Below are 19,918 nucleotides of genomic sequence, written 5' to 3' on the forward strand. Positions count from 1 at the left end.
CGCTCTCGGACTTCCGGGGAAAACTTGGTTACCTTCTTGTTCATGGCTCCATTCTCTCAAGAGTTGGAGCCTCCACAAAACCCGGGGCGGTTCAATCCTTCGACTAAACGCGCATATAATCAAGGTCAAAATTGGTCGCTTGAGAGATTCTCCAGTTTTCTTTGACACCACTTCTATCTCCAGCTCAGTATGGTCGATATGAACGTACTGCATGGGATAGTCACCATGCACAGGGGTGTCGTGACGCAAGACCCAGACGAAACGGGATGCTTGGTAAGCAGCTTTCTCGCCTGCACGCTTCCTTATAGTGTCAACGTCTGTCTCTTTGGCTACGCGACGAAGGAATGTGACCTTGGATATTTTTTCACCGATCGCCTTCAATCGCTCTCCGAGTTTTCCGTAGACAAACCACTTGTTTGGCCCTCGAAGCGATTCAAAATCTTCGGAAAATATTTTTTCTATTTCCGCCTCTACTTCATCACTCAATCTCTTTTTCCGATTTCCCCTGTCCGGCCACTTCGGCAACAGAGCGGCGAGGACATCCTCCCCCGCTTGTAGAGCGCTATCCCTTACTTTTCGGAGGCTTCTGTACGACCGATCCGAATAAGCCTCGGTGACCCGCAGCGATCGATCACCGCGCGCCCACATCTCAAGCAACTCAAGCTTATTGATAGCATTCCGTACCGCGCCCAGCGATGCATAGCGCCACTGAGACTCCAAGCACAACGCGTCATCATTGGGTTTTGGTAGGCTCAGAATAGTTATTTCATTGTTGCGCCAGTAGCGTACGAGATCCATCACCGGAATAACGATCGGCTTTCCATCGTCGTCCGGAGTAAGGAACGCATCAATGTTGCCACGTACCGCGACCGTAAAGGCGTGTGAACACAGGATAAGTCTTGTTCCAACAGAAAAATCTGGAGGCGAATGGGCCAATTCAAGCGCTGCAAGCCTGCGCTCCCACTGATACGCCTCTCGATACACATCTCGACTTTCGAGATCTCGAAACACCATAAATCGATGACTTTCACACACGAAAGCGCTCGAGAAATCAGCAACGATGTTTCCAGTTGCAATTGCGGCATAGAAAACATCGATCTTGTGCAAAGGAATCGCAGTTCTAAGTTCCTCCAGTGTGGCGAATGAGACGCGGTCGAAAAATTCCTTCACCTCGCGAACAAAGTGCGAAGGAATCTCCTCTCCGTCCACCAAGTACGATCGCAGAAAATTCCTGTTACGACCTGCGATCGCATCGATCTCCTCTGCAATGCGGAGCCTGTAAGTTAGCTTTAGTTTACTGGCCGCCTCCTCGAGAGGAGGGCATCTGATGACCGTACCTTCTCTTTTGTAGCGAGCCGGATTTCGCTTGCATTTTGCATTCGCAGAATCCAGCGTAATCCAGTCATCTAGGTAGATGCATGAAGGAGTGAAAACTAGAAATCCTTGTGACCAGTTGAAGCAAGTCTCCTTCCCTCCACGCCCTCTATACTTGACATGCAGTTCAAATGGACTGTCGAGATAACCTAGAACTTCATCGTCGAACAAATATGCATTTGCTGCTGCCCTCTCGACCGCGTTTGCGACATGGATAACCAACTCCATTTTCGGACAGGGCATCTCCATTGGTGCACGAAAGCGGTTAGGCTGCAAGTCACGCGCAGGTCGCCGAAAGCTATCGAGTATGCGCCTCCTTGTCGCAGGAGGTATCTCCAGTTCATCAAGCAACGAGTACAAACGATCCTGAGAGAACACGTTCATTCGTACACCTAACCCTAAATTCAGGACAGATTTCGCCAGCGACTTCATCAACCGCAAATGAAAGCGCAACCCAGAGAGCCGTGCCAGGCTCGAGGTCACCGACAGAATCACTTGAGGACGAAGCTATACTAACGCTATAAACTTGCAATGCGCTGGTCAAGCACAGGAGGCTCGACAACTACCCACACGACCAGTTTGTGTCCTTCGCGTTGAGGCAAACGTCTTCGGGCGAGCTTTGTCGCAGAATGCTTTGCGCCTGATTGACGTGTGTCCGGCCCGTGTCGGCAAGGAGGATGTAACTAAATGTAAATTTCTGACGCTATTATTAAACCAATTAACTTCCAGCCGGAAGTTTTATGGTTACCCCTACAAATATTGGCGCTGGCGACGGAACAGAAGGTCTGGCGGAAAGCAGACAGAGTCGAACTGTCCCGGGAACGGCTGACGTCCCCAACTGGATTTGAAATCCAGCCGCACCACCGGATGCGATTGCCTTCCGTTGACTACAAAACCCCTTGTACATTGCATTCAAACGCGATTTCGATGCATGCACACGCACTTTCATCATCTGTTCATAACCATTCACGCATACGGCTATCGGGCCTCAACAGATGCAGATCGCGCTGGAACCGAGTATATCCAACGCGATCGAAGAACTCCAGAATCTGGATCGCACGCTTGCGCCCCAAACCAGACGCATCGCGAAACGCAGCCGCACCGACTCCCGCCCCCTCACTCCCCGCCGTATGCGCAATCAAACGCGCCAGCTCATGCACCGCGTCACGGTCGTAAAACAGGTCGCGCACGATCTGATGAAGGCGTCCCAGGCGAGCAAGTTTGCGCAGCAACGCACGTACCTTCTCCTCGGGCTGCTGCGTTTCGCGCGCCAGATCGCGCACCCACGGCGGATCGTAGCGCCCTTGCGCGATCAACGGCATGAGTCGCGCCGCCAGGTGCTCCTCTTGCGCGTCGAGTACGACCGCATGCGAAGGCAGATGCAGCCACGGCCCGCTACGCGCGAGACGGCCTTCTTGGACCAATGCATCAACGGCCGCGCGCCAGACCGTATCGCTCGCCAGCGGCGCCGCCATACGGCGCAAACGCGCTGCATCCGGACCTTGTTCGTCCGGCATACGCGCATGAAAATCGCTCAGCACTTCGACGATGCGCGCAGCCAGACTCGCCCAATGTTCGCGTGTCAGTAGCGTCGCGTCTTCGGCACGGCCTTGCGGCGCGATCACGACAACGTCATCGGGCAATGCAAGCGTCGCGGCGTCGTAGCCCGTCAATCGCATCAGCGCACTGCGTTCCAGCCCATGCGGCGCCTGAGCAATTAAAGCATCCACCCGGCTTTCGTCCAGCCACGCGCAAAGCGCATCGAGCCAGGCGCGACGTTCCGGCGTGCGCCGTCTGCGCGCCGGACCAAAGGGATCCAGCACGCGGCCGCCGCCCACTGTGCGGCTCGCTTGCGCGTTGCGCACGATGAAGCGATCACCGGGCATCGCGTGCAGCGGCGCGTCGAACACCAGTTGCACGCGCGCGCGCTCGCCGGCTGCAAGCACATCTGCCTCCAGCAGCGCCGCGTTCGCCACCCTATGCGTCGTGCCCAGATGCACATGCAAAGGCGACCAGTGCTGCAGCGTGATATCCGCATCCGCGAGCAGTTGCAGCTCGACGTCGAGCCGCGTGGCCGGTTGCGCGAGCCGCCCATCGACGATCCAGTCGCCGCGTGCGATGCGATCCTTGTCGACGCCGGTAAGGTTGAGCGCGCAACGTTGTCCTGCATGGCCGGTTTCAGACGCGCGATTCTGCGCATGGATGCTGCGTATGCGCACGTGCTCGGCGGCAGGCGCGAGCAGCAGCGTATCGCCCGTCTGCACGCGCCCCGCGAATACGGTGCCGGTCACGATGGTGCCCTGTCCCGTCAGCGTGAATACACGGTCGACAGCAAGGCGGAACAAGCCGTCATCGCGGCGCGACTGCCAGTGCGTCGCGCGCTCGCGCAAATACGCATCGAGTTGCGCCACGCCTTTGTCGCCCGCTACGCTTGCATTCGTTTCAAAAACCACCGCATCGGCAAGCGAAGCCGGTGCGAGCCACGCTGCAATTTCGGCGCGCACCTGCGCGAGCCTTGCCGTCTCCACGCGGTCCACCTTCGTGAGCGCAATCACGCCATGCCGCACACCCAGCAATTGCAGGATCGCGAGATGTTCGCGCGTTTGCGGCATTACCCCATCGTCGGCGGCGATCACGAGCAGCGCAAAGTCGATCCCGCACGCACCCGCCGCCATCGTATGCACGAGCTTTTCGTGACCCGGCACGTCGATGAAACCCAGCACATCGCCATTCACCAGCGGCGCATAGGCATAGCCTAGTTCGATGGAGATGCCGCGCGTCTTCTCTTCCTTCAGGCGGTCGGTGTCCACGCCGGTGAGCGCACGAACGAGCGTGGTCTTGCCGTGGTCGATGTGTCCTGCCGTGCCGACAATCACAGGCGCAACTCCGCGAGTTGCGCGATGAAGGCGGATTCGTCCGCGCTTTCGAGGCAACGCAGATCAAGCCGCAGGGCGTCGTCGGCGATGCGGCCAATCACGGGGCGCGGCAGCGCGCGCAAGGCGCGTTCGAGTTTGACCAACGCGCGGCCGCTGCCGCCCTTGCCGCGATGACGCACGACGAGCCCGCTGCCGGGCAGCACGTCCACCGGCAAGGCGCCGCTGCCAATCTGGCTGAACATCGGCTCGACGCTCACGTCGTAGCCCTCACGCAACGCGCTTTGCCACGCGGGCAAGACGCGCGTGGCGGCTTCGTGAATTTCCGTGGCGGGCCGCGTGAGCAGGCGCAGCGTAGTGAGTCGCTCGCGCAAGAACTCGGGTGCCTGATAGAGCCTGAGCACCGGCTCCAGCGCAGCGAGCGTGAGCTTGCCCACGCGCAATGCCCGCTTGAGCGGATGCTTCTTGATCTTCGCAATCAGTTCCTTACGGCCAACGATCAAGCCCGCTTGCGGGCCGCCAAGCAATTTGTCTGCGCTGAACATCACGATATCCGCGCCCGCCTCCACCGTGGCGCGCACCGTGGGCTCGGCAGGCAAGCCCCATTGCGTCAGATCGGTAAGCGTGCCGCTGCCGAGGTCCACCGCAACGGGCAGATTATGACTACGCGCGAGCGGTGCAAGCTCGTCGAGTTCAACGCTTTTGGTGAAGCCGCTGATCGCGTAATTACTGCAATGGACTTTCATGAGCAGCGCCGTTCGCGCGCTGATAGCCGCTTCGTAATCCTTAAGATGCGTTCGATTGGTCGTGCCGATCTCGCACAGGCGTGCGCCCGCGCGGCTCATGATGTCGGGAATGCGGAACGCACCGCCAATTTCCACCAGTTCGCCACGAGAAACGATGACGTCCTTGCGCGCCGCCAGCGCCGATAGCGTCAGCAATACCGCTGCCGCATTGTTGTTCACCACGGTTGCCGCTTGCGCGCCGGTGAGTTCGCAGATCAGCCCGTCAATCAGATCGTCGCGATCGCCACGCTTGCCGGTGGCGAGATCGAATTCGAGGTTCGCGGGCTGTGTGAGCGCCTGGACCACGGCACGCACCGATTCATCGGGCAGCAGTGCACGGCCCAGATTCGTGTGCAGCACCGTGCCGGTTAGGTTGAATACCGCGCGCAATCTGCTTTGCGCACGTTCGCTCAACGTGCGTTGGGCGGCGGCAACAACGCGTTCGATTGAAAACGCCGCGGCATCGGCGGTCAAAGCGAGCGCTCCTGTCTGCGCGTCGCGCCGCCATCCATCGAGCGTCGCACGAATCGCCGCGAGCACCTGCGTGCGCCCATACTCCGCGATCAACGCCTGCGCTTCGCTTGAGGCAATGACGCGCTCCACCGCCGGCATCTGCGCCAGCAGTGCATTCAGCGCATGGGTATCGAGTGTGGGTTTAGCGCCCTGCTCCACGGTTTCGCTCATCGCGGTCTTCTCAAGGGTCACTGGTCGGCGGGGGCTTCAGGATAGAGCAGCGGGTTCGCGCTTGCGCGCCGGTAGCCCGCTTCGCTCATCAGCAGATCGAGCGTGAGGCTGGCGAGGTCGTCGGCGAGCGGTTCGAATTCCAGATCCTTGTCCTGATAGCCGATCTTGCGATATGTGCGGCATTCGTCGCACGATTCGGCCTTCAATGCGCCATCGCTGCCTTCGATGCCGTGATACGCAATGCCTTTGGTCGAATCGCAATTCGTGCATTTGACGCGTACCACATGATGCTCGGTGGCGCACAGGCTGCATTGCGTGTACCGATAACCCTGGAACGCGCCGCCCACGCGCACGATGCTGGCCACGGGCGGCAAGCCACATACTGGGCACACGCCTGGCGCATCCACGTAGGGCACCTCCTTCACATCGAGCCGGCTCGCGAGATCGGTCCACACAGTTTGCAGCGCGGCCATGATAAACGGCGCGGTAGCAGGCGCGACTTCCGCATATCGTTGCGCGAGCAACGCATCGGCTTGCGCATCGAGTTGTGCGTCGCTCATCGCGCGCAATGCGTCGAGCACTTTTGCGAGCGCGGGCGTGACCGCGCCAGTGGCTTCGATGCGATCGGCGAGGCGGCGCAGCACCGCACGCCATTGCGGATCGCGATTCGCTCCCAGCGCGGGCAGGATCGGCATCGAATGACGTTGCGCGTGAGCGATGGCTTCTGTCGAAGGCATCTGCGCGTCCAGGTGTTCGAGCGCCTGTTGCTGCGCGTCGACGAGTGCAGCCATCAGGCGCATATAGCCGCCGATCGGATTGCGATCAGCCAGTTTGCGCAGCCGTGCGGCACGCTCCTTGAAAAGCGTCGCGCGTTCCGGCAGACGGATGCGTGGAATCGCGGTGGGGTCCTGCGTCTGGATCTGTTCCGGGTCGAGTATGCGTTGTTGCGTCACGGCTAGTCTCCGTCCAACTTGTTCCATCCAATTTATTCGGTCCAGCTCATTTGCATCCGCCCAGCAAAAAGCCGCCGCGCCCTCGCGGGCGAGGCGGCTTGCGTGCAGCGCGCCGTGCAACGGCGACGTTACTTGATGCTCTCGCGGAACCAGCGCGGATGATGCTTGCGCGCCCAGCCCCAGGTGACGTAGCCGCGCGTCATCGCGCCAATCGATCCCTTCACCCAGATCGCCGCATAGATATGCACGACGATGCTCACGATCAGCACGAAGGCCGCCGCGGCATGCACGACGGCGGCAACGCGGATGATCGTGATCGGAAAATAGAACGAGAAGTAACGCCGCCAGATCACGATGCCGCTCACCAGCAGCAGCACGAGGCAAACCACCAGGGTAAAGAATAACAGCTTCTGTCCCGCATTGTATTTGCCGATTTCGGGCAGTTTGTCCTCGCGATTGTGCAGCACATCGTCCATCTGTTTGAGCCATTGCACATCGGCTTTGTCCAGATAGTTGTGATGCCAGAAACGCAGCGCAAGGATCATGAACGACACGAACATCACGATGCCGATGAACGGATGCAGGATGCGCGTCCATTGTCCGCCGCCAAACAGCGCGCTGAGCCAGAACATGGCCGGATGGAACATCGCCAGCCCGGACAGCGCAAGCAGGACAAAAGTGATGGCCGTGATCCAGTGGTTGCTGCGTTCGTTGGCGGTGTAGCGCTGGATCAAGCGCGGCTCGATCACCCGCGGTTCATGGTCGCTCATCGTTGCGCTCCTCGGGAGGGATACTGCCAATGCCGCCGATTCCACCGATGCCACCGACTCCACCGATGCCGCTACGCTGCGAACGAATGCGCTGCGCTTCGTCGATCGCGGCCTCTTCGTCCTCGGCGTGCGTTTCGTTCGGGCCGATGCGCGTGTAGTGGAAGAAACCAGCCACCGCCGCCAGCGCGATACCCGCGAGTGCGAGCGGTTTGGCCACGCCCTTCCACAGACGCACGAACGGGCTGATACGCGGGTTATCGGGCAAGCCGTGATAGAGCGACGGCGTGTCCGCATGATGCAGCACGTACATCACATGCGTGCCGCCCACACCCGGCGGATCGTATAGTCCCGCGTTTTCGAAACCGCGCTCCTTGAGATCCTCGATGCGCTCAGCAGCATGCACCTTCATATCTTCCTTGGTGCCGAAAACAATCGCGCCGGTCGGGCAGGTCTTCACGCAGGCCGGTTCCTGCCCCACGGCCACGCGATCGGAACAGAGCGTGCATTTATAAACGCGATGTTCGGTCTTCGACAGACGCGGAATATTGAACGGACAGCCGGTAATGCAATACCCGCAACCGATGCAGTTTTCCTCGTGAAAATCCACGATGCCATTCGTGTACTGCACGATCGCCCCGGGCGACGGACACGCCTTGAGGCAGCCCGGATCCTCGCAATGCATGCAGCCGTCCTTGCGGATCAGCCATTCGAGGTTGCCATCCGGATTTTCGTATTCGGTGTAACGCATCACCGTCCACGAGTGCTCCGTGAGGTCGCGCGGATTGTCGTACACGCCCGTGTTGATGCCCACTTCGTCGCGCAGATCGTTCCATTCCATGCACGCGGTCTGACACGCCTTGCAGCCGATGCATTTAGTGACGTCGATGAGCTTCGCGACCGTGCCCGTCACCGGCTCGCGCACGCCCGGCGGCGGCGTGGTGGTGGCGGACAGCCGTTTGATGTCGAGAGACTGGAATGCCATGTTCCCCCCTGCTCCCCGTTATGCCTTTTCCACTTTCACAAGGAAGGACTTGAACTCGGGCGTCTGCGAATTGCCGTCGCCGACGGGCGGCGTAAGCGAATTCGTCAGATAGCCCGGTTTCGTCAGCCCCGTGAAGCCCCAGTGCAGCGGCACGCCCACGGTATGCACCTTCTTGCCATCGATCATGAGCGCCTTGATGCGCTTCGTGACCACGGCAACGGCAATCAGATAACCGCGATTGCTCGATACCTTCACGCGCCCGCCATCGGCCACCCCCACTTCCCTGGCCAGTTCCTCGCCGATTTCGACGAACTGCTGCGGCTGGATAATGGAGTTCAGGCGTGCGTGTTTGGTCCAGAAGTGGAAATGCTCCGTGAGACGATAGGTGGTAGCGACATGCGGGAAAGCCTGCGCCGTCCCAAAGGTCTTGCGGTCGTCCGGAAACACCCGCGCGGCCGGATTGGAAGTGGCCTGCGGATTGTGCGGATGGAACGGGTTGTAGCCCAGCGGGTTTTCAAACGGTTCGTAGTGCTCAGGGAACGGACCTTCGTTCATGCCGTCGCGGGCGAAGAAACGCGCCACGCCTTCTGGATTCATGATGAACGGCCCCATGCCCAGATCGGGCGATTCATCGACCTTGTAGTCGGGCACGTCCGCCCCGGTCCACGCCGCGCCATTCCAGCCGATCAGCTTGCGGGTGGGATCGAAGGGCTTGCCCGCGGTATCGCACGACGCGCGGTTATAGAGCACGCGCCGGTTGACCGGCCACGCCCAGGCCCAATTCAGCGTCTGGCCGATGCCGGTGGGGTCCGAGTTGTCGCGCCGGCCCATCTGGTTGCCCGCCTGGGTCCACGCGCCGCAGAAGATCCAGCAACCGCTCGCGGTGCTGCCATCATCCTTGAGTTGCGCGAATCCCGATAGTTGCTCACCCTTCTTCACGAGCACCTTGGTGGCGTCCTTCGGATCGGTCTGATCGGCGAGTGCCTTGCCGTTGTATTCCCTGGCAAGCTCCTCGGGTGTGGGGCTTTCCGGGTCGGAATACGGCCAGCTCAGCTTGAGGATCGGGTCGGGCACCTTGCCGCCGTCCTTTTGGTACGCGGCGCGAATGCGCAGGAACAGCCCCGACATGATCTCCAGGTCGCTCTTAGCCTCGAATGGCGGCTCCGCCCCCTTCCAGTGCCATTGCAGCACGCGGCTCGAACTCACCAGCGAACCGTTTTCCTCGGCAAAACAGGTGGTCGGCAGGCGAAAAACCTCGGTCTGGATCGAGCCCGTATCGACATCGTTGTAGTCGCCGTACTTCCTCCAGAACTCGGATGTCTCGGTTGCGAGCGGGTCCATGATGACGAGCCACTTGAGCTTGCTGAGCGCCGAGACCGTTTTCGCCTTGTCCGGCGCGGAGGCGATCACGTTGAAGCCCTGGCAGATATAGCCCGTCATCTTGCCTTGATTCATCAACTCGATGGTCTGCAACAGGTCGTAGGGCTTGTCGAGCTTGGGCAGCCAGTCGTAGCCCCAATTGTTCTCCTGGGTGGCGTTATCGCCCCACCACGACTTCATGAAGCTCACGAAGAACGCGCCGTAATGCTGCCAGTAACTCAGTTGATTCGGCCGCAGCGGCTGCGGCGCGCGCTTCTTGATGTACTCGCCGTAATCCTGCTCGTCTTCGACCGGCAGCGTCATATAACCGGGCAGCAAGTTCGACATCAGGCCGAGATCGGTGAGCCCCTGGATGTTCGAGTGGCCGCGCAGCGCGTTCATGCCGCCGCCTGCAATGCCGATGTTGCCCAGCAGCAATTGCACCATTGCGCCCGTGCGGATCATCTGCGCGCCAATCGAGTGATGGGTCCAGCCCAGCGCATAGAGGATCGTGCCCGCGCGGCCCGGCACCGCCGTGCTCGCCAGCATTTCGCACACCTTGAGGAATTTATCCTTCGGTGTGCCGCACACTTTCTCCACCATCTCGGGCGTATAGCGCGAATAATGTTGCTTGAGCAACTGATACACGCAGCGCGGGTTTTGCAGCGTGTCGTCGGTTTTCACGAAGCCGTCGTCGCCCAGCTCGTAATTCCACGACGATTTATCCGGATACGCGTGCTTTTCGGCGTTATAGCCCGAATAGATGCCATCGTTGAACGCATAGTCGTCGCGCACGATGAACGAGAAGTCCGTGTAGTTCTTCACGTACTCGTGCTGGATCTTGTCGTTCGTGAGCAACCAGTTGATCACCGCGCCCAGGAATGCGATGTCCGTGCCGGTGCGGATCGGCGCGTAATAGTCCGCCACCGATGCCGTGCGCGTGAAGCGCGGGTCCACCACGATGAGCCGCGCCTTGCGGTGCGCCTTGGCTTCCGTGACCCACTTGAAACCGCACGGGTGCGCCTCGGCCGCATTGCCGCCCATCACCAGAATCACGTCCGCATTGCGAATATCGACCCAATGGTTCGTCATCGCACCACGGCCAAACGTCGGGGCAAGACCTGCCACCGTCGGGCCGTGTCAGACACGCGCCTGGTTATCGAATGCGAGCATGCCCCACGAGCGGGCCACCTTATGCGTGAGATAACCGACTTCGTTGCTGGCCGCCGATGCAGCCAGCATGCCGGTGCTCAGCCAGCGGTTGACCGTCTTGCCGTCCGCGGTTTTATCGACGAAATTCGCGTCGCGGTCTTCCTTGAGCAACTTCGCGATGCGATCGAGCGCCTCGTCCCACGAGATGCGTTTCCACTCGTTCGATCCCGCCGCACGGTATTCCGGATACTTAAGGCGATTCGGACTATGAATGAAATCGATCAGGCTTGCGCCCTTGGGACAGAGCGTGCCGCGATTGACGGGGTGATCGGGATCGCCCTCGATGTGGATGATGCTCGCCGTCGCGTTCTTCGCGCCATCGCCGAGACCGTACATAAGGATGCCGCAACCGACCGAGCAGTAAGGACAGGTATTGCGGGTTTCAGTGGTGCGCGCCAGTTTGTATTGTCGGACTTCGGCAAGCGCATTGTCAGGCGCGAAGCCCATCAATGCGAGGCTGGATCCCGCCAGCGACGTAGCCGTGACCTTGAGGAACTGACGCCGGGACATCTGCAGCATGATGTACGTCCTCGGCTTTCTGGTTGTGGGTAGATTCAGTATAAGACGTTTTGGGATCCGGATCCCATGAGTTGCGTCTTGGCGTTCACCCTATGTCCAACCCGATGTTCGCCCTGCCGCGCATCGCGCAACCGGGTATTGGGATTGCTATAGTCGAACGAAAGGTGCAGCGCAAAATCCGCGGCGACGCGAAGCGTGAAACGGGTTGCATGCTTGCTGAATCAAGCCCGATGACGCTGCGCACCTGGCACACGCTTGAACGCGGAACGCATAATCATGACGACGATTTCATCCCGGCGGCTCGAATCGGCCGCGCGCAAGGAAGCTTCCTGGGTTGTCGACGCCTGCCGGCAATTCATCGCCGACCGCTGCCCATCGCTGGCCGCCAGCATCGCCTTTTATTCTGCGTTTTCGCTCGCGCCCACACTGGTCATGGTGATCGCCGTGGCCGGCTGGTTCTTCGGCGCCGACGCCGCGCGCGGCGAGCTTTTTCGTCAGGTGCATAACGTGCTGGGCAATGACGCCGCCGCCGGCATCACCACCATCGTGCAGAACGCCCATCGCGCGGGCGACGCGGGCGGCCTCGCCGCCGTGATTTCGCTGGTGCTGCTGGTGGTCGGGGCGTCCGCAACCTTCTCCTCGCTCAATTCGGCGCTCAATATAGTGTGGCCGCTGGACGGGCCGCGCACCTCGTCGGTAATCGCACTGGTGCGGGTGCGGCTGATCTCGTTCGGGCTGGTGCTGGGCGTCGCCTTTCTGCTGATCGTGTCGCTCGTGCTCGACGCCGCCATCACCTTTGTCGGCCAGTGGCTGCTGGGCGACTCCACCTATCTGTTCATCGGCAACATCGTGCAGTTCGTGGTGGGGCTGCTGGTGCTCGCGGTCGCGTTCGCTGCGCTATTGCGCTTCCTGCCCGATGCACTGGTGCAATGGCGCGACGCGATGGTGGGCGGCATTGTCGCCGCCGTGTTGTTTTCGGTCGGCAAGAAGCTGTTCGCTCTCTATCTCGCCCACGCGGGCATGGCGACGGCGTTCGGCGCGGCGGGCTCGCTCGCGGTGCTGCTGATGTGGCTGTACTTTTCGGCGGCGGTTCTGCTGCTGGGCGCGGAGTTCTCGGCGGCGCGCGGACGCCTGCACGATCCGCGCGGCGCATGGAGCTTTCTCGACGAACCTCCGCCCGGCAGCCGCGCCAAACTGGCCTCGGTGCTGGCCGCCTCGACGATCGCGCCGCGGCGCGAAGCCGCCAGCGGCGTGCGCAAGGCCGACGCCGTTGCAGGCGCAAGCGCTGCTGAAGCAGACGCCGCGCCGAGCAACGGCGCTTTGCCGCCCTACGCGGCAGCCGTGGCCGCCGAAGCCGCCGCTGGAACCCCCGCCGGCCCCGCCGATCTCGCTGCAGCCGACGCCGACGCGCCCCTGCGCGCCATCGGCCAGGCGCGTGCCGCGGGCCGCGCCTTCGCGCGGCGCGGCAATGGCGGCTTGCAGATCCGCCGCTCGGTGGTCCGCATCGAAGACAGCGCCACCTATGCCGCCGCACTCACGCTCGTTCATGCCGGTCGCACCATGGCCGCCGCCGACCGCTATATCAAGCGGCACCCGTGGAGTTCGGTCCTGATCGTCGCCAGCGCTGCCATCGCCGTCACCGCCGCCACCAGCCGCCGGCACGCCAGCTCACGCAGCAAATCCTGAGCGCCGGCCGGGCGCGCTGCCCTTCCCGCGCGCCTCTATATAAAGAGCACCGCTAACTTTGCGTGGAGCAACCAGGGCACACCCCTGGTTGCTCCACGTTTACCCGTACACTCTAAAAACTGGAGTTGCACTTTTCGCGACTTGTAGTGAAAACGACAATAATGCAGAGTCGGCATTCCGATATTTCAGGATTCGGAGGAATCGCCGAATCTCCCGTATTTCAAGGCCTTACGCGCGTGTGTCAGCTTTTCGCGACACTGATTTTTTTTCAGTTCGAGAGATTTGCACCCCTGCGTTATTCTCCTTTACGCAACAGCTGCAATCAAATTGCGCAACAGCAACAACTAAATCAAACATCTGCGTGGAGAATTCTGGATGAAACGAGTCGCACTCTCGACCCTCTCGCTGGCACTGCTGGCCGTTACTGGCGTGGCACATGCCCAGAGCAGCGTCACCCTGTACGGCGTGATCGATGAATCGATCCAGTGGGCACACAACGTGGACACCAACGGCGCCAACAAGAACCTGTATCAACTGGCCGGCGGCAATCTGTCGGGCAACCGCTGGGGCCTGAAAGGCACGGAAGATCTGGGCGGCGGTCTGAAGGCGATTTTCCAGTTGGAAAGCGGCTTCAACGTCAACAACGGCAAGTTCTCGGCATTTAACGCAAGCACCACGATCTTCGGCCGTCAGGCATACGTCGGTTTGACGCATGACCAGTTCGGTACGGTCACGCTGGGCCGCCAGTATGATCCGTTGGTCGACATGGTTCAGCCGCTGACGGGCGACAACTACTTCGGCAGCGAATTTGCCACGCCGGGTGACGTCGACAACAACGACAACAGTTCGCGCACCAACAACGCGATCAAGTACGTGTCGCCGGTGTTCGACGGCTTCCAGTTCGAAGGCATGTACGCACTGGGCGGCGTCGCTGGCGCAACCGGTTCGGGTCAAAGCTGGGGTGCGGCTGCAACGTACGGCATCGGCTCGTTCAACGCTGCTGCTGGCTACTTCCGCATGGATAACTCGTCGACCCCGGCAGACCGCATCGCAGCGTCGAACGGCGGCTGGGCTTCGGGCGCGACTTCGGACAACGTGTTCTACGACGGCAGCGTGATCACCAACAGCCTCGCTTCGGCGAAGTCGGTTGGCATCGCGTCAATCGCTACGCAGTACGTCGCTGGTCCGTTCACGTTCGGCATCCGTTACAGCAACGTGCAGTTCAAGCCGGACGGCTACTCGGCGTTCGCGTCGACCGAGCGCTTCAACGTCGGTGGCGGCTTCCTGGGCTATCAGCTCAATCCGGCACTGCTGCTGGGCCTCGGCTACGTCTACACGCACGCCGCAGGCGAAACGTCGAGCACGTACCACCAGATTTCGCTCGGCGCGGACTACAACCTGTCGAAGCGCACCGACCTGTACGCCGTGGCGGCTTACCAGCACGCAAGCGGCACGCAGCCGGGCACGCCGGGTGTGAACGCCACCGCATCGATCGGTTCGTACGGCATCAACTCGGCAACGAGCTCGCAGGAACTGGTCAGCCTGGGCATCCGCCACAAGTTCTGATCGACGGCATGAGCCGGGCGCAAGCCCGGCCACGCGACGAGACCTCGCAGCCAGAAATCTCACGCTGCACCCAAACCAGCCTTCGGCGCGAGCCCAGGCTGGTTTTTTATTGGCCGTGCGGCGTGCTGCGCTGCCTGGTTACGCTGATGTGGCTTGCGCCTGACTTACTTCAGCCGCCCCAGTGCGGCCGTTGCATGCCGAACGAAAGCATCGGCCAGCGGCGACGTTTCGGGTTGCCCGCCGCGCGCCACATTGACCGGCACGTCGAGCGCCGGCTCGAAACGCTTCACTGCGACGCGCGTTCCCAAGGCCGCCGCCGTCACTGGATCGACGAGCGCGATGCCCATCCCCGCCTCTACCAGCGTCACCACCGCCTGCGCGAGATCCGCTTCCAGGCCGCCCGCGCGCGTCACCGCGCATTCGGCAAACAGGCGATCGATGCGCAGACGCGCGGGCGTGCCCGCCGCGAACGCGATGAACGCCTCGCCTTCGCAATCCGCCGCGCTCAGCACACGCTTGCGCGCTAGCAAATGACCGCGCGGCACGATCGCGCGCATCGGCCATTGCCCCAGACGTTCGAGCCGTACGCCGCGCGGCGGTGCGGCGTCGTTCACGATGGCCAGATCGCAGCGCTGCGCGGCTACGCGTTCGAGCGCAAGCGCCGCTTCGAGCGTGAGCAGCGTCACGTCTACACCTTCGTGTTCATGCGCGAAGGCCGCCGCCACGCGTGGCAGAAAATCAGCCGCAAGCTCCGGCGTTGCCGCCACGCAGATCGCACCGCGGCGCTGCTCGCGAATCTGCGCGGCCGCCTGAACCACGCGATCGAAGCCGCTGAATGCGCGCTCCACTTCTGCATGCAGCGCATGCGCCTGCGCGGTAGGCCATAGGCGGCCTTGCCTGCGCTCGAACAGCACAAACCCCACACTCGATTCGAAATCCGCCAGCAAACGGCTCGCCGCAGGTTGCGACACGCCAAGCATGTGCGCGGCGCGCGTGACGGTGCGCGCATGCATCAAGGCGCGAAATGCCTCGATCTGGCGAACGCTGAGTTCATTGTCGGCCATAATATAAAGACATGGTCTGCTGAATAAATTCCATCAATACAGCGTCAAGCGAAGATTTTCCGCGCGAAATCTTCCTTATTTATCGCCAGATATTACAGCACTTCATTCCATAACATGCACACATTGAACTGCGCGCGTTTCACACGCACTTATTTTTCGCGGACAAATAAAAATCCCCGCGGGCGCAAAGCCAACGGGGATTCTTTGGGTACTGACGCAAACCGCAACCGTCTTGGCTGCGGCGCGAGGCTTTAGCCTGCTGCTGCGTCCTTCAGCTTTTTCAGCGCGCGTGCCTTGACGCGAACGCTAGCCGGCTTGGCCGGGAACCAGCGCTCTGCACCCGTGAACGGGTCCTTGCCGAAGCGCTTCTTCTTCGCCGGCACAGCCTGAACGACGATCTTCAGAAGGCCCGACAGCGTGAATTCGCCAGCGCCCTTCTTGTGGACCGAACCCAGGATCGTGTCTTCCAGTGCGGCGAGCACAGCCTTCGTTGCCTTCGGCTCGACACCAGCGCGCTCAGCGACGTGAGCAGCCAGCGAGGCCTTCGTGAAGGTGTCCTTGATCGGCGACGGAGCGCCGGACGCCTTCACGGCGACCTTCTTAGCTGCGGGCGTCTTGGCTGCGGCCGTCTTGGCGGGCGCTGCTTTCTTTGCAACAACCTTCTTGGCCGGGGCAGCAACTGCCTTTTTGGCCACTTTCTTTGCGGAAGTCGGCATGTTTCTCCTACCAGTGTTGGTCAGTGAAGCGACGAAGCACTACGGGATGCAGATGCTTCATCGGCGGATTCTACAAGCGTGCAAGCGTTTTGCGTCATTCTTTTGCATCGCCGATGCAAATTTTTTGTTTCAAACCCACTCTCGAACGCATTTTGACGCCTGTTTACAGGGGTAAACGTGCCCGGGCGCGCCTGCCAAACATGTCGTGCGCCTCGACGCGACACAGCGGCGCTGCAGCGAAAACGCCACACGTATGGCGTTTTTCGCGTTCAAGCGCGCTTCACGCGGCCTCAAGACGCGCGGCGAGCGCACTCAGCGCGGCGTCGATCTGCCCGACTTCGACCGCACCGTAGCCAAACAGAAAGCCTTGTTGCAGCGGTGCATTCAGATGAAACGGCGCAAGCGCATGCAGGCCAACCGAGGCCGCACGCGCCGCCGCCAGCAGCGCGTTTTCATCCGCGCCAGCGACGAGGCGCGCGGCCAGATGCAGTCCCGCTGTATTCGGCATCACCGGTTCGAGCCATGCACAAAGCGGTCCGCGCAGATGGGCAAGCAGCGTCTCGCGCCGCGCCGCATAGGTCTGGTGCATACGTCGCAGATGCCGTGCGAAGTGGCCGTTGAGCAAGAAGTCAGCGAGCGCCGTCTGCGTGAGCACGCAGCCGTGACAGTCCGCGGTCTGACGCGCACGCATGAGCGCCCCCTTGAGCGCGGCGGGCGGCACCATGTAGCCAACTCTTAACTCGGGAAAGATGGTCTTCGAAAACGTGCCGACGTAGGCCACGAGACCGGCGTTATCGAGGCTCTTGAGCGGTTCGAGCGAACGTCCTTCGAAGCGGAACTCGCAGTCGTAGTCGTCTTCGATCACGAGCGCCCCGTGCTTCTGGGCCCATTCGAGCAGCGCGACGCGCCGCGCGAGACTCATCGGCATACCGAGCGGAAACTGATGGGACGGTGTCACATAAACGACGCGCGCGTCCTTCGGCAGCGTCTCAACGATCAGGCCGTCGTCGTCGACGGGAACCGGCACGACCTTCGCGCCAAACGACTCGAACGCTTCGCGTGCAGGCGGATAACCGGGATCTTCCACCGCGACGATGTCGCCGGGACGCAACAGCACGCGTGCGAGCAGCGCGAGCGCCTGCTGTGCGCCCTGCGTGACGATCACGTCGTCCCAGTTGCTCGCCACGGCGCGATTGAAAGCGAGGTAACGCGATATGGCGAGGCGCAGTTTCTCCTCGCCCGCCGGATCGCGATACGCACCCAGGCCGCGCGCCTGAACGCGCAGCGCATCGGTGATGCAGCGACGCCAGATGTCGAAGGGAAAGCGCGATTTGTCCACGATGCCACCCGCGAAATCGCAGGCAAGACGCGGATCGGGACGCGGCAGCGCGAACGGCCCGGTCTGCGTTTGCCACCATGGCAGAGCATCGGCGTCGCGCACCAGCGGCTGAGCGTGTGGATCGCGTCGGCCACCCGCGTCGCGTTGGCTGACTGCCTGCGCCGCGCGACTCTGTGCATTCGGATGCCCAGACGCACGCGCGGGCAGACGCTCCAGCGTATCGGCGACGAAGGTGCCCGAGCCGCGCCGTGCGATCAGATAGCCTTCGGCGAGCAGGCGCTCGAATACGTCGAGCGTGGTCTTGCGCGAGACCCCCAACTGCCCGGCAAGTTCGCGCGTGGACGGCAAGCGCGTTCCGCCCGCCAGCCGTCCTTCGACGATGCGTTCGCGCAGTTGCCGGTAGATCTGTCCGGCAAGGTCGCGCTGGCCGGACACGGTGACGTGTAGATCCATCTGAGTGACGAGTGGTCGTGCTGGCAAGGATGCTGGCACAAAGCCGCGCTGCGCTGGCAGCTTTTGTGCGTTTTTTGGCGCTCGTGCGCGAGCGCGCCTGCCTAAAGTAGCGATGCGCAAGCGATGAACCGACGATGGGCGTGCCGCCGCGACGGCGGCTCGCCCGGTCTCACTCCAATATAAAGGCACTTTCCATGACGCTACAGATCGGCTTTCTGCTCTTCCCCCAGGTCCAGCCTCTGGACCTCTGCGGCCCTTACGACGTGCTCGCCTCGATGCCGGATACGACCGTCCGGCTCGTCTGGAAAACGCGCGAACCGCTCATGTCGGCGACGGGCATGCTGCTCACGCCCGATACCGTGTTCGATGATTGTCCGCCGCTCGACGTGCTCTGCGTGCCGGGCGGCAGCGGCGTCGGTGCCTTGATGGAAGACGATGCCACGCTCGCCTTCGTGCAACGCCAGGCGCAAAACGCGCGCTACGTGAGCTCCGTGTGCACCGGTTCGCTCGTGCTGGGCGCAGCGGGCCTGCTGCACGGGCGCCGTGCGACGACGCACTGGGTCTTCCATGGGCTGCTCGAACCGTTCGGCGCCATCGCCGTGAAGGAGCGCGTCGTGCGCGACGGCAATCTGATCACGGGCGGCGGCATCACGGCGGGCATCGACTTCGCGCTCACGCTCGCGGCGGAACTGATCGGCGACGAAGCCGCTCAAGCGCTTCAACTCGAACTGGAATACGCGCCCGCGCCGCCTTTCGATGCAGGCAGCCCGCAAAGCGCGCCGCCCGCCGTGGTGGAGCGCGTGCGCGAGATGAACGCGACGGCGCTGGCGCAACGCACGCGCATCGTCGAACGCGTGACGCAGAGGCGCTGAAAATCAAGCCGCAGCGCCTGGGCGGGAGCGCACTTCGCGCCTGCCGGGCGCGCACTTCGCGCCTGCCGGGCGCGCACTTCGCGCCTGCCGGGCGCGCACTTCGTGCGTTGGGGGGAGCGCACTTGGTGCTTAGGGTCGGCACTTGCTACCGTGTTTTGCAAGGATCGTATACATTGAGCCTCGGGCGTGACATGCATTGCACTCGTTGTTTCGGGTCGCGCCGCGCGTCCAGAACTTCTCGCCGTGCCTGCATCTCAAGCCCTGAATCCAGCCGTACACACAACCAAGAGGGGTATCAATGCGTTCCATTACCAGCAAGCTGACTCTCGCCGCGGCCACCGCCGCATTCCTGCTCGGCACCGCCGCGCCCGTGTTCGCCCAGGACGCCAGCGCACCTGCCGCCACGGCGCCGGCCATGGCATCGGCACCCACCGCCAAGGAGCAGAAGGCCGCCGCGAAGAAGCAGGCCCGCGCCGAGCGCAAGGCCGAACGCAAGGCCGCACGCGCCAAGAACAACGCGGAACTGAAGAAGCTCGAAGACGCCGGCTACAAGCCCGCGAACAACGACCCGAACTATCCGCAGAATCTCCAGGACGCGCAGAAGAAAGCCGCCGCTGCGCAGGGCGCAAGCCAGTAAGTTCGCCGTCGTTTCGTAGCTGAAATATCCATGCCGTAACGCAGTAAAGCAGCATGAGGACCGGCGCTGCCGGT

Annotated in this window: 14 protein-coding genes and 1 tRNA gene; 4 read left to right on the plus strand and 11 right to left on the minus strand. The window is 61.9% G+C overall.

Annotated features, from left to right (window positions below; genetic code table 11):
* From F4827_RS26425 to fdnG, 8 genes are all read right to left on the minus strand, one after another.
* A partial coding sequence (locus F4827_RS26425; protein WP_183729002.1) for a hypothetical protein occupies window positions 1–1,758 on the minus strand: 1,758 nt, incomplete at its 3' end.
* A gap of 402 nt (window positions 1,759–2,160) precedes the next feature.
* Window positions 2,161–2,256, minus strand: a tRNA-Sec gene (locus tag F4827_RS26430).
* A gap of 74 nt (window positions 2,257–2,330) precedes the next feature.
* Entirely contained in the window at window positions 2,331–4,250 is a 1,920-nt protein-coding gene (gene selB / locus F4827_RS26435) for a selenocysteine-specific translation elongation factor (protein ID WP_183729005.1), read from the minus strand.
* Window positions 4,247–5,716, minus strand: coding sequence for an L-seryl-tRNA(Sec) selenium transferase (gene selA, locus F4827_RS26440; protein WP_183729008.1), 1,470 nt, complete (start codon window positions 5,714–5,716; stop codon window positions 4,247–4,249). Before selA ends, selB begins: the two co-directional genes overlap by 4 nt.
* Before the next feature lie 17 nt (window positions 5,717–5,733).
* A complete protein-coding gene (fdhE, locus tag F4827_RS26445) occupies window positions 5,734–6,669 on the minus strand; it encodes a formate dehydrogenase accessory protein FdhE (protein WP_311674497.1) in 936 nt (311 codons plus the stop codon).
* A gap of 128 nt (window positions 6,670–6,797) precedes the next feature.
* The gene (locus tag F4827_RS26450; RefSeq protein ID WP_183729014.1) at window positions 6,798–7,439 is read right to left on the minus strand and encodes a formate dehydrogenase subunit gamma; all 642 of its coding nucleotides are present in this window, start codon (window positions 7,437–7,439) and stop codon (window positions 6,798–6,800) included.
* Window positions 7,426–8,421 carry a formate dehydrogenase subunit beta gene (gene fdxH, locus F4827_RS26455; protein WP_183729017.1) on the minus strand — a complete coding sequence of 332 codons (996 nt, stop codon included), beginning with the start codon at window positions 8,419–8,421 and terminating at the stop codon, window positions 7,426–7,428. Before fdxH ends, F4827_RS26450 begins: the two co-directional genes overlap by 14 nt.
* 18 nt (window positions 8,422–8,439) lie before the next feature.
* The gene (gene fdnG, locus F4827_RS26460) at window positions 8,440–11,511 is read right to left on the minus strand and encodes a formate dehydrogenase-N subunit alpha (protein ID WP_183729021.1); all 3,072 of its coding nucleotides are present in this window, start codon (window positions 11,509–11,511) and stop codon (window positions 8,440–8,442) included.
* Between the two features lie 270 nt (window positions 11,512–11,781).
* Here fdnG and F4827_RS26465 point away from each other — a divergent pair, with 270 nt between their 5' ends.
* The gene (locus F4827_RS26465) at window positions 11,782–13,197 is read left to right on the plus strand and encodes a YihY/virulence factor BrkB family protein (protein ID WP_183729354.1); all 1,416 of its coding nucleotides are present in this window, start codon (window positions 11,782–11,784) and stop codon (window positions 13,195–13,197) included.
* Window positions 13,198–13,572: 375 nt separating this feature from the next.
* Window positions 13,573–14,763, plus strand: a complete 1,191-nt coding sequence (locus F4827_RS26470; protein ID WP_183729024.1) for a porin — start codon at window positions 13,573–13,575, stop codon at window positions 14,761–14,763.
* A 164-nt stretch (window positions 14,764–14,927) separates the two neighbouring features.
* Here F4827_RS26470 and F4827_RS26475 read toward each other — a convergent pair whose 3' ends face one another.
* The 3 genes from F4827_RS26475 to F4827_RS26485 form a co-directional block, all read right to left on the minus strand.
* Window positions 14,928–15,827, minus strand: a complete 900-nt coding sequence (locus F4827_RS26475; protein ID WP_183729027.1) for a LysR substrate-binding domain-containing protein — start codon at window positions 15,825–15,827, stop codon at window positions 14,928–14,930.
* Window positions 15,828–16,078: 251 nt separating this feature from the next.
* Complete coding sequence (locus tag F4827_RS26480; protein ID WP_183729030.1) at window positions 16,079–16,543, minus strand: HU family DNA-binding protein; 465 nt, start codon at window positions 16,541–16,543, stop codon at window positions 16,079–16,081.
* 280 nt (window positions 16,544–16,823) lie between these two features.
* The gene (locus tag F4827_RS26485; RefSeq protein ID WP_183729033.1) at window positions 16,824–18,335 is read right to left on the minus strand and encodes a PLP-dependent aminotransferase family protein; all 1,512 of its coding nucleotides are present in this window, start codon (window positions 18,333–18,335) and stop codon (window positions 16,824–16,826) included.
* A 194-nt stretch (window positions 18,336–18,529) separates the two neighbouring features.
* On the opposite strand from F4827_RS26485, the gene F4827_RS26490 reads away from it, so the two are divergent.
* Window positions 18,530–19,207: a DJ-1/PfpI family protein gene (locus F4827_RS26490; protein ID WP_183729036.1), complete on the plus strand. Its 678-nt coding sequence runs from the start codon at window positions 18,530–18,532 to the stop codon at window positions 19,205–19,207.
* Window positions 19,208–19,505: 298 nt separating this feature from the next.
* Window positions 19,506–19,844 (plus strand): DUF4148 domain-containing protein, encoded by a 339-nt coding sequence (locus tag F4827_RS26495; protein WP_183729039.1) that lies wholly within the window; start codon window positions 19,506–19,508, stop codon window positions 19,842–19,844.
* The last annotated feature ends 74 nt before the right edge of the window (window positions 19,845–19,918 follow it).

It is taken from the genome of Paraburkholderia bannensis (assembly GCF_014200455.1).
Classification (GTDB): Bacteria; Pseudomonadota; Gammaproteobacteria; order Burkholderiales; family Burkholderiaceae; genus Paraburkholderia; species Paraburkholderia bannensis_A.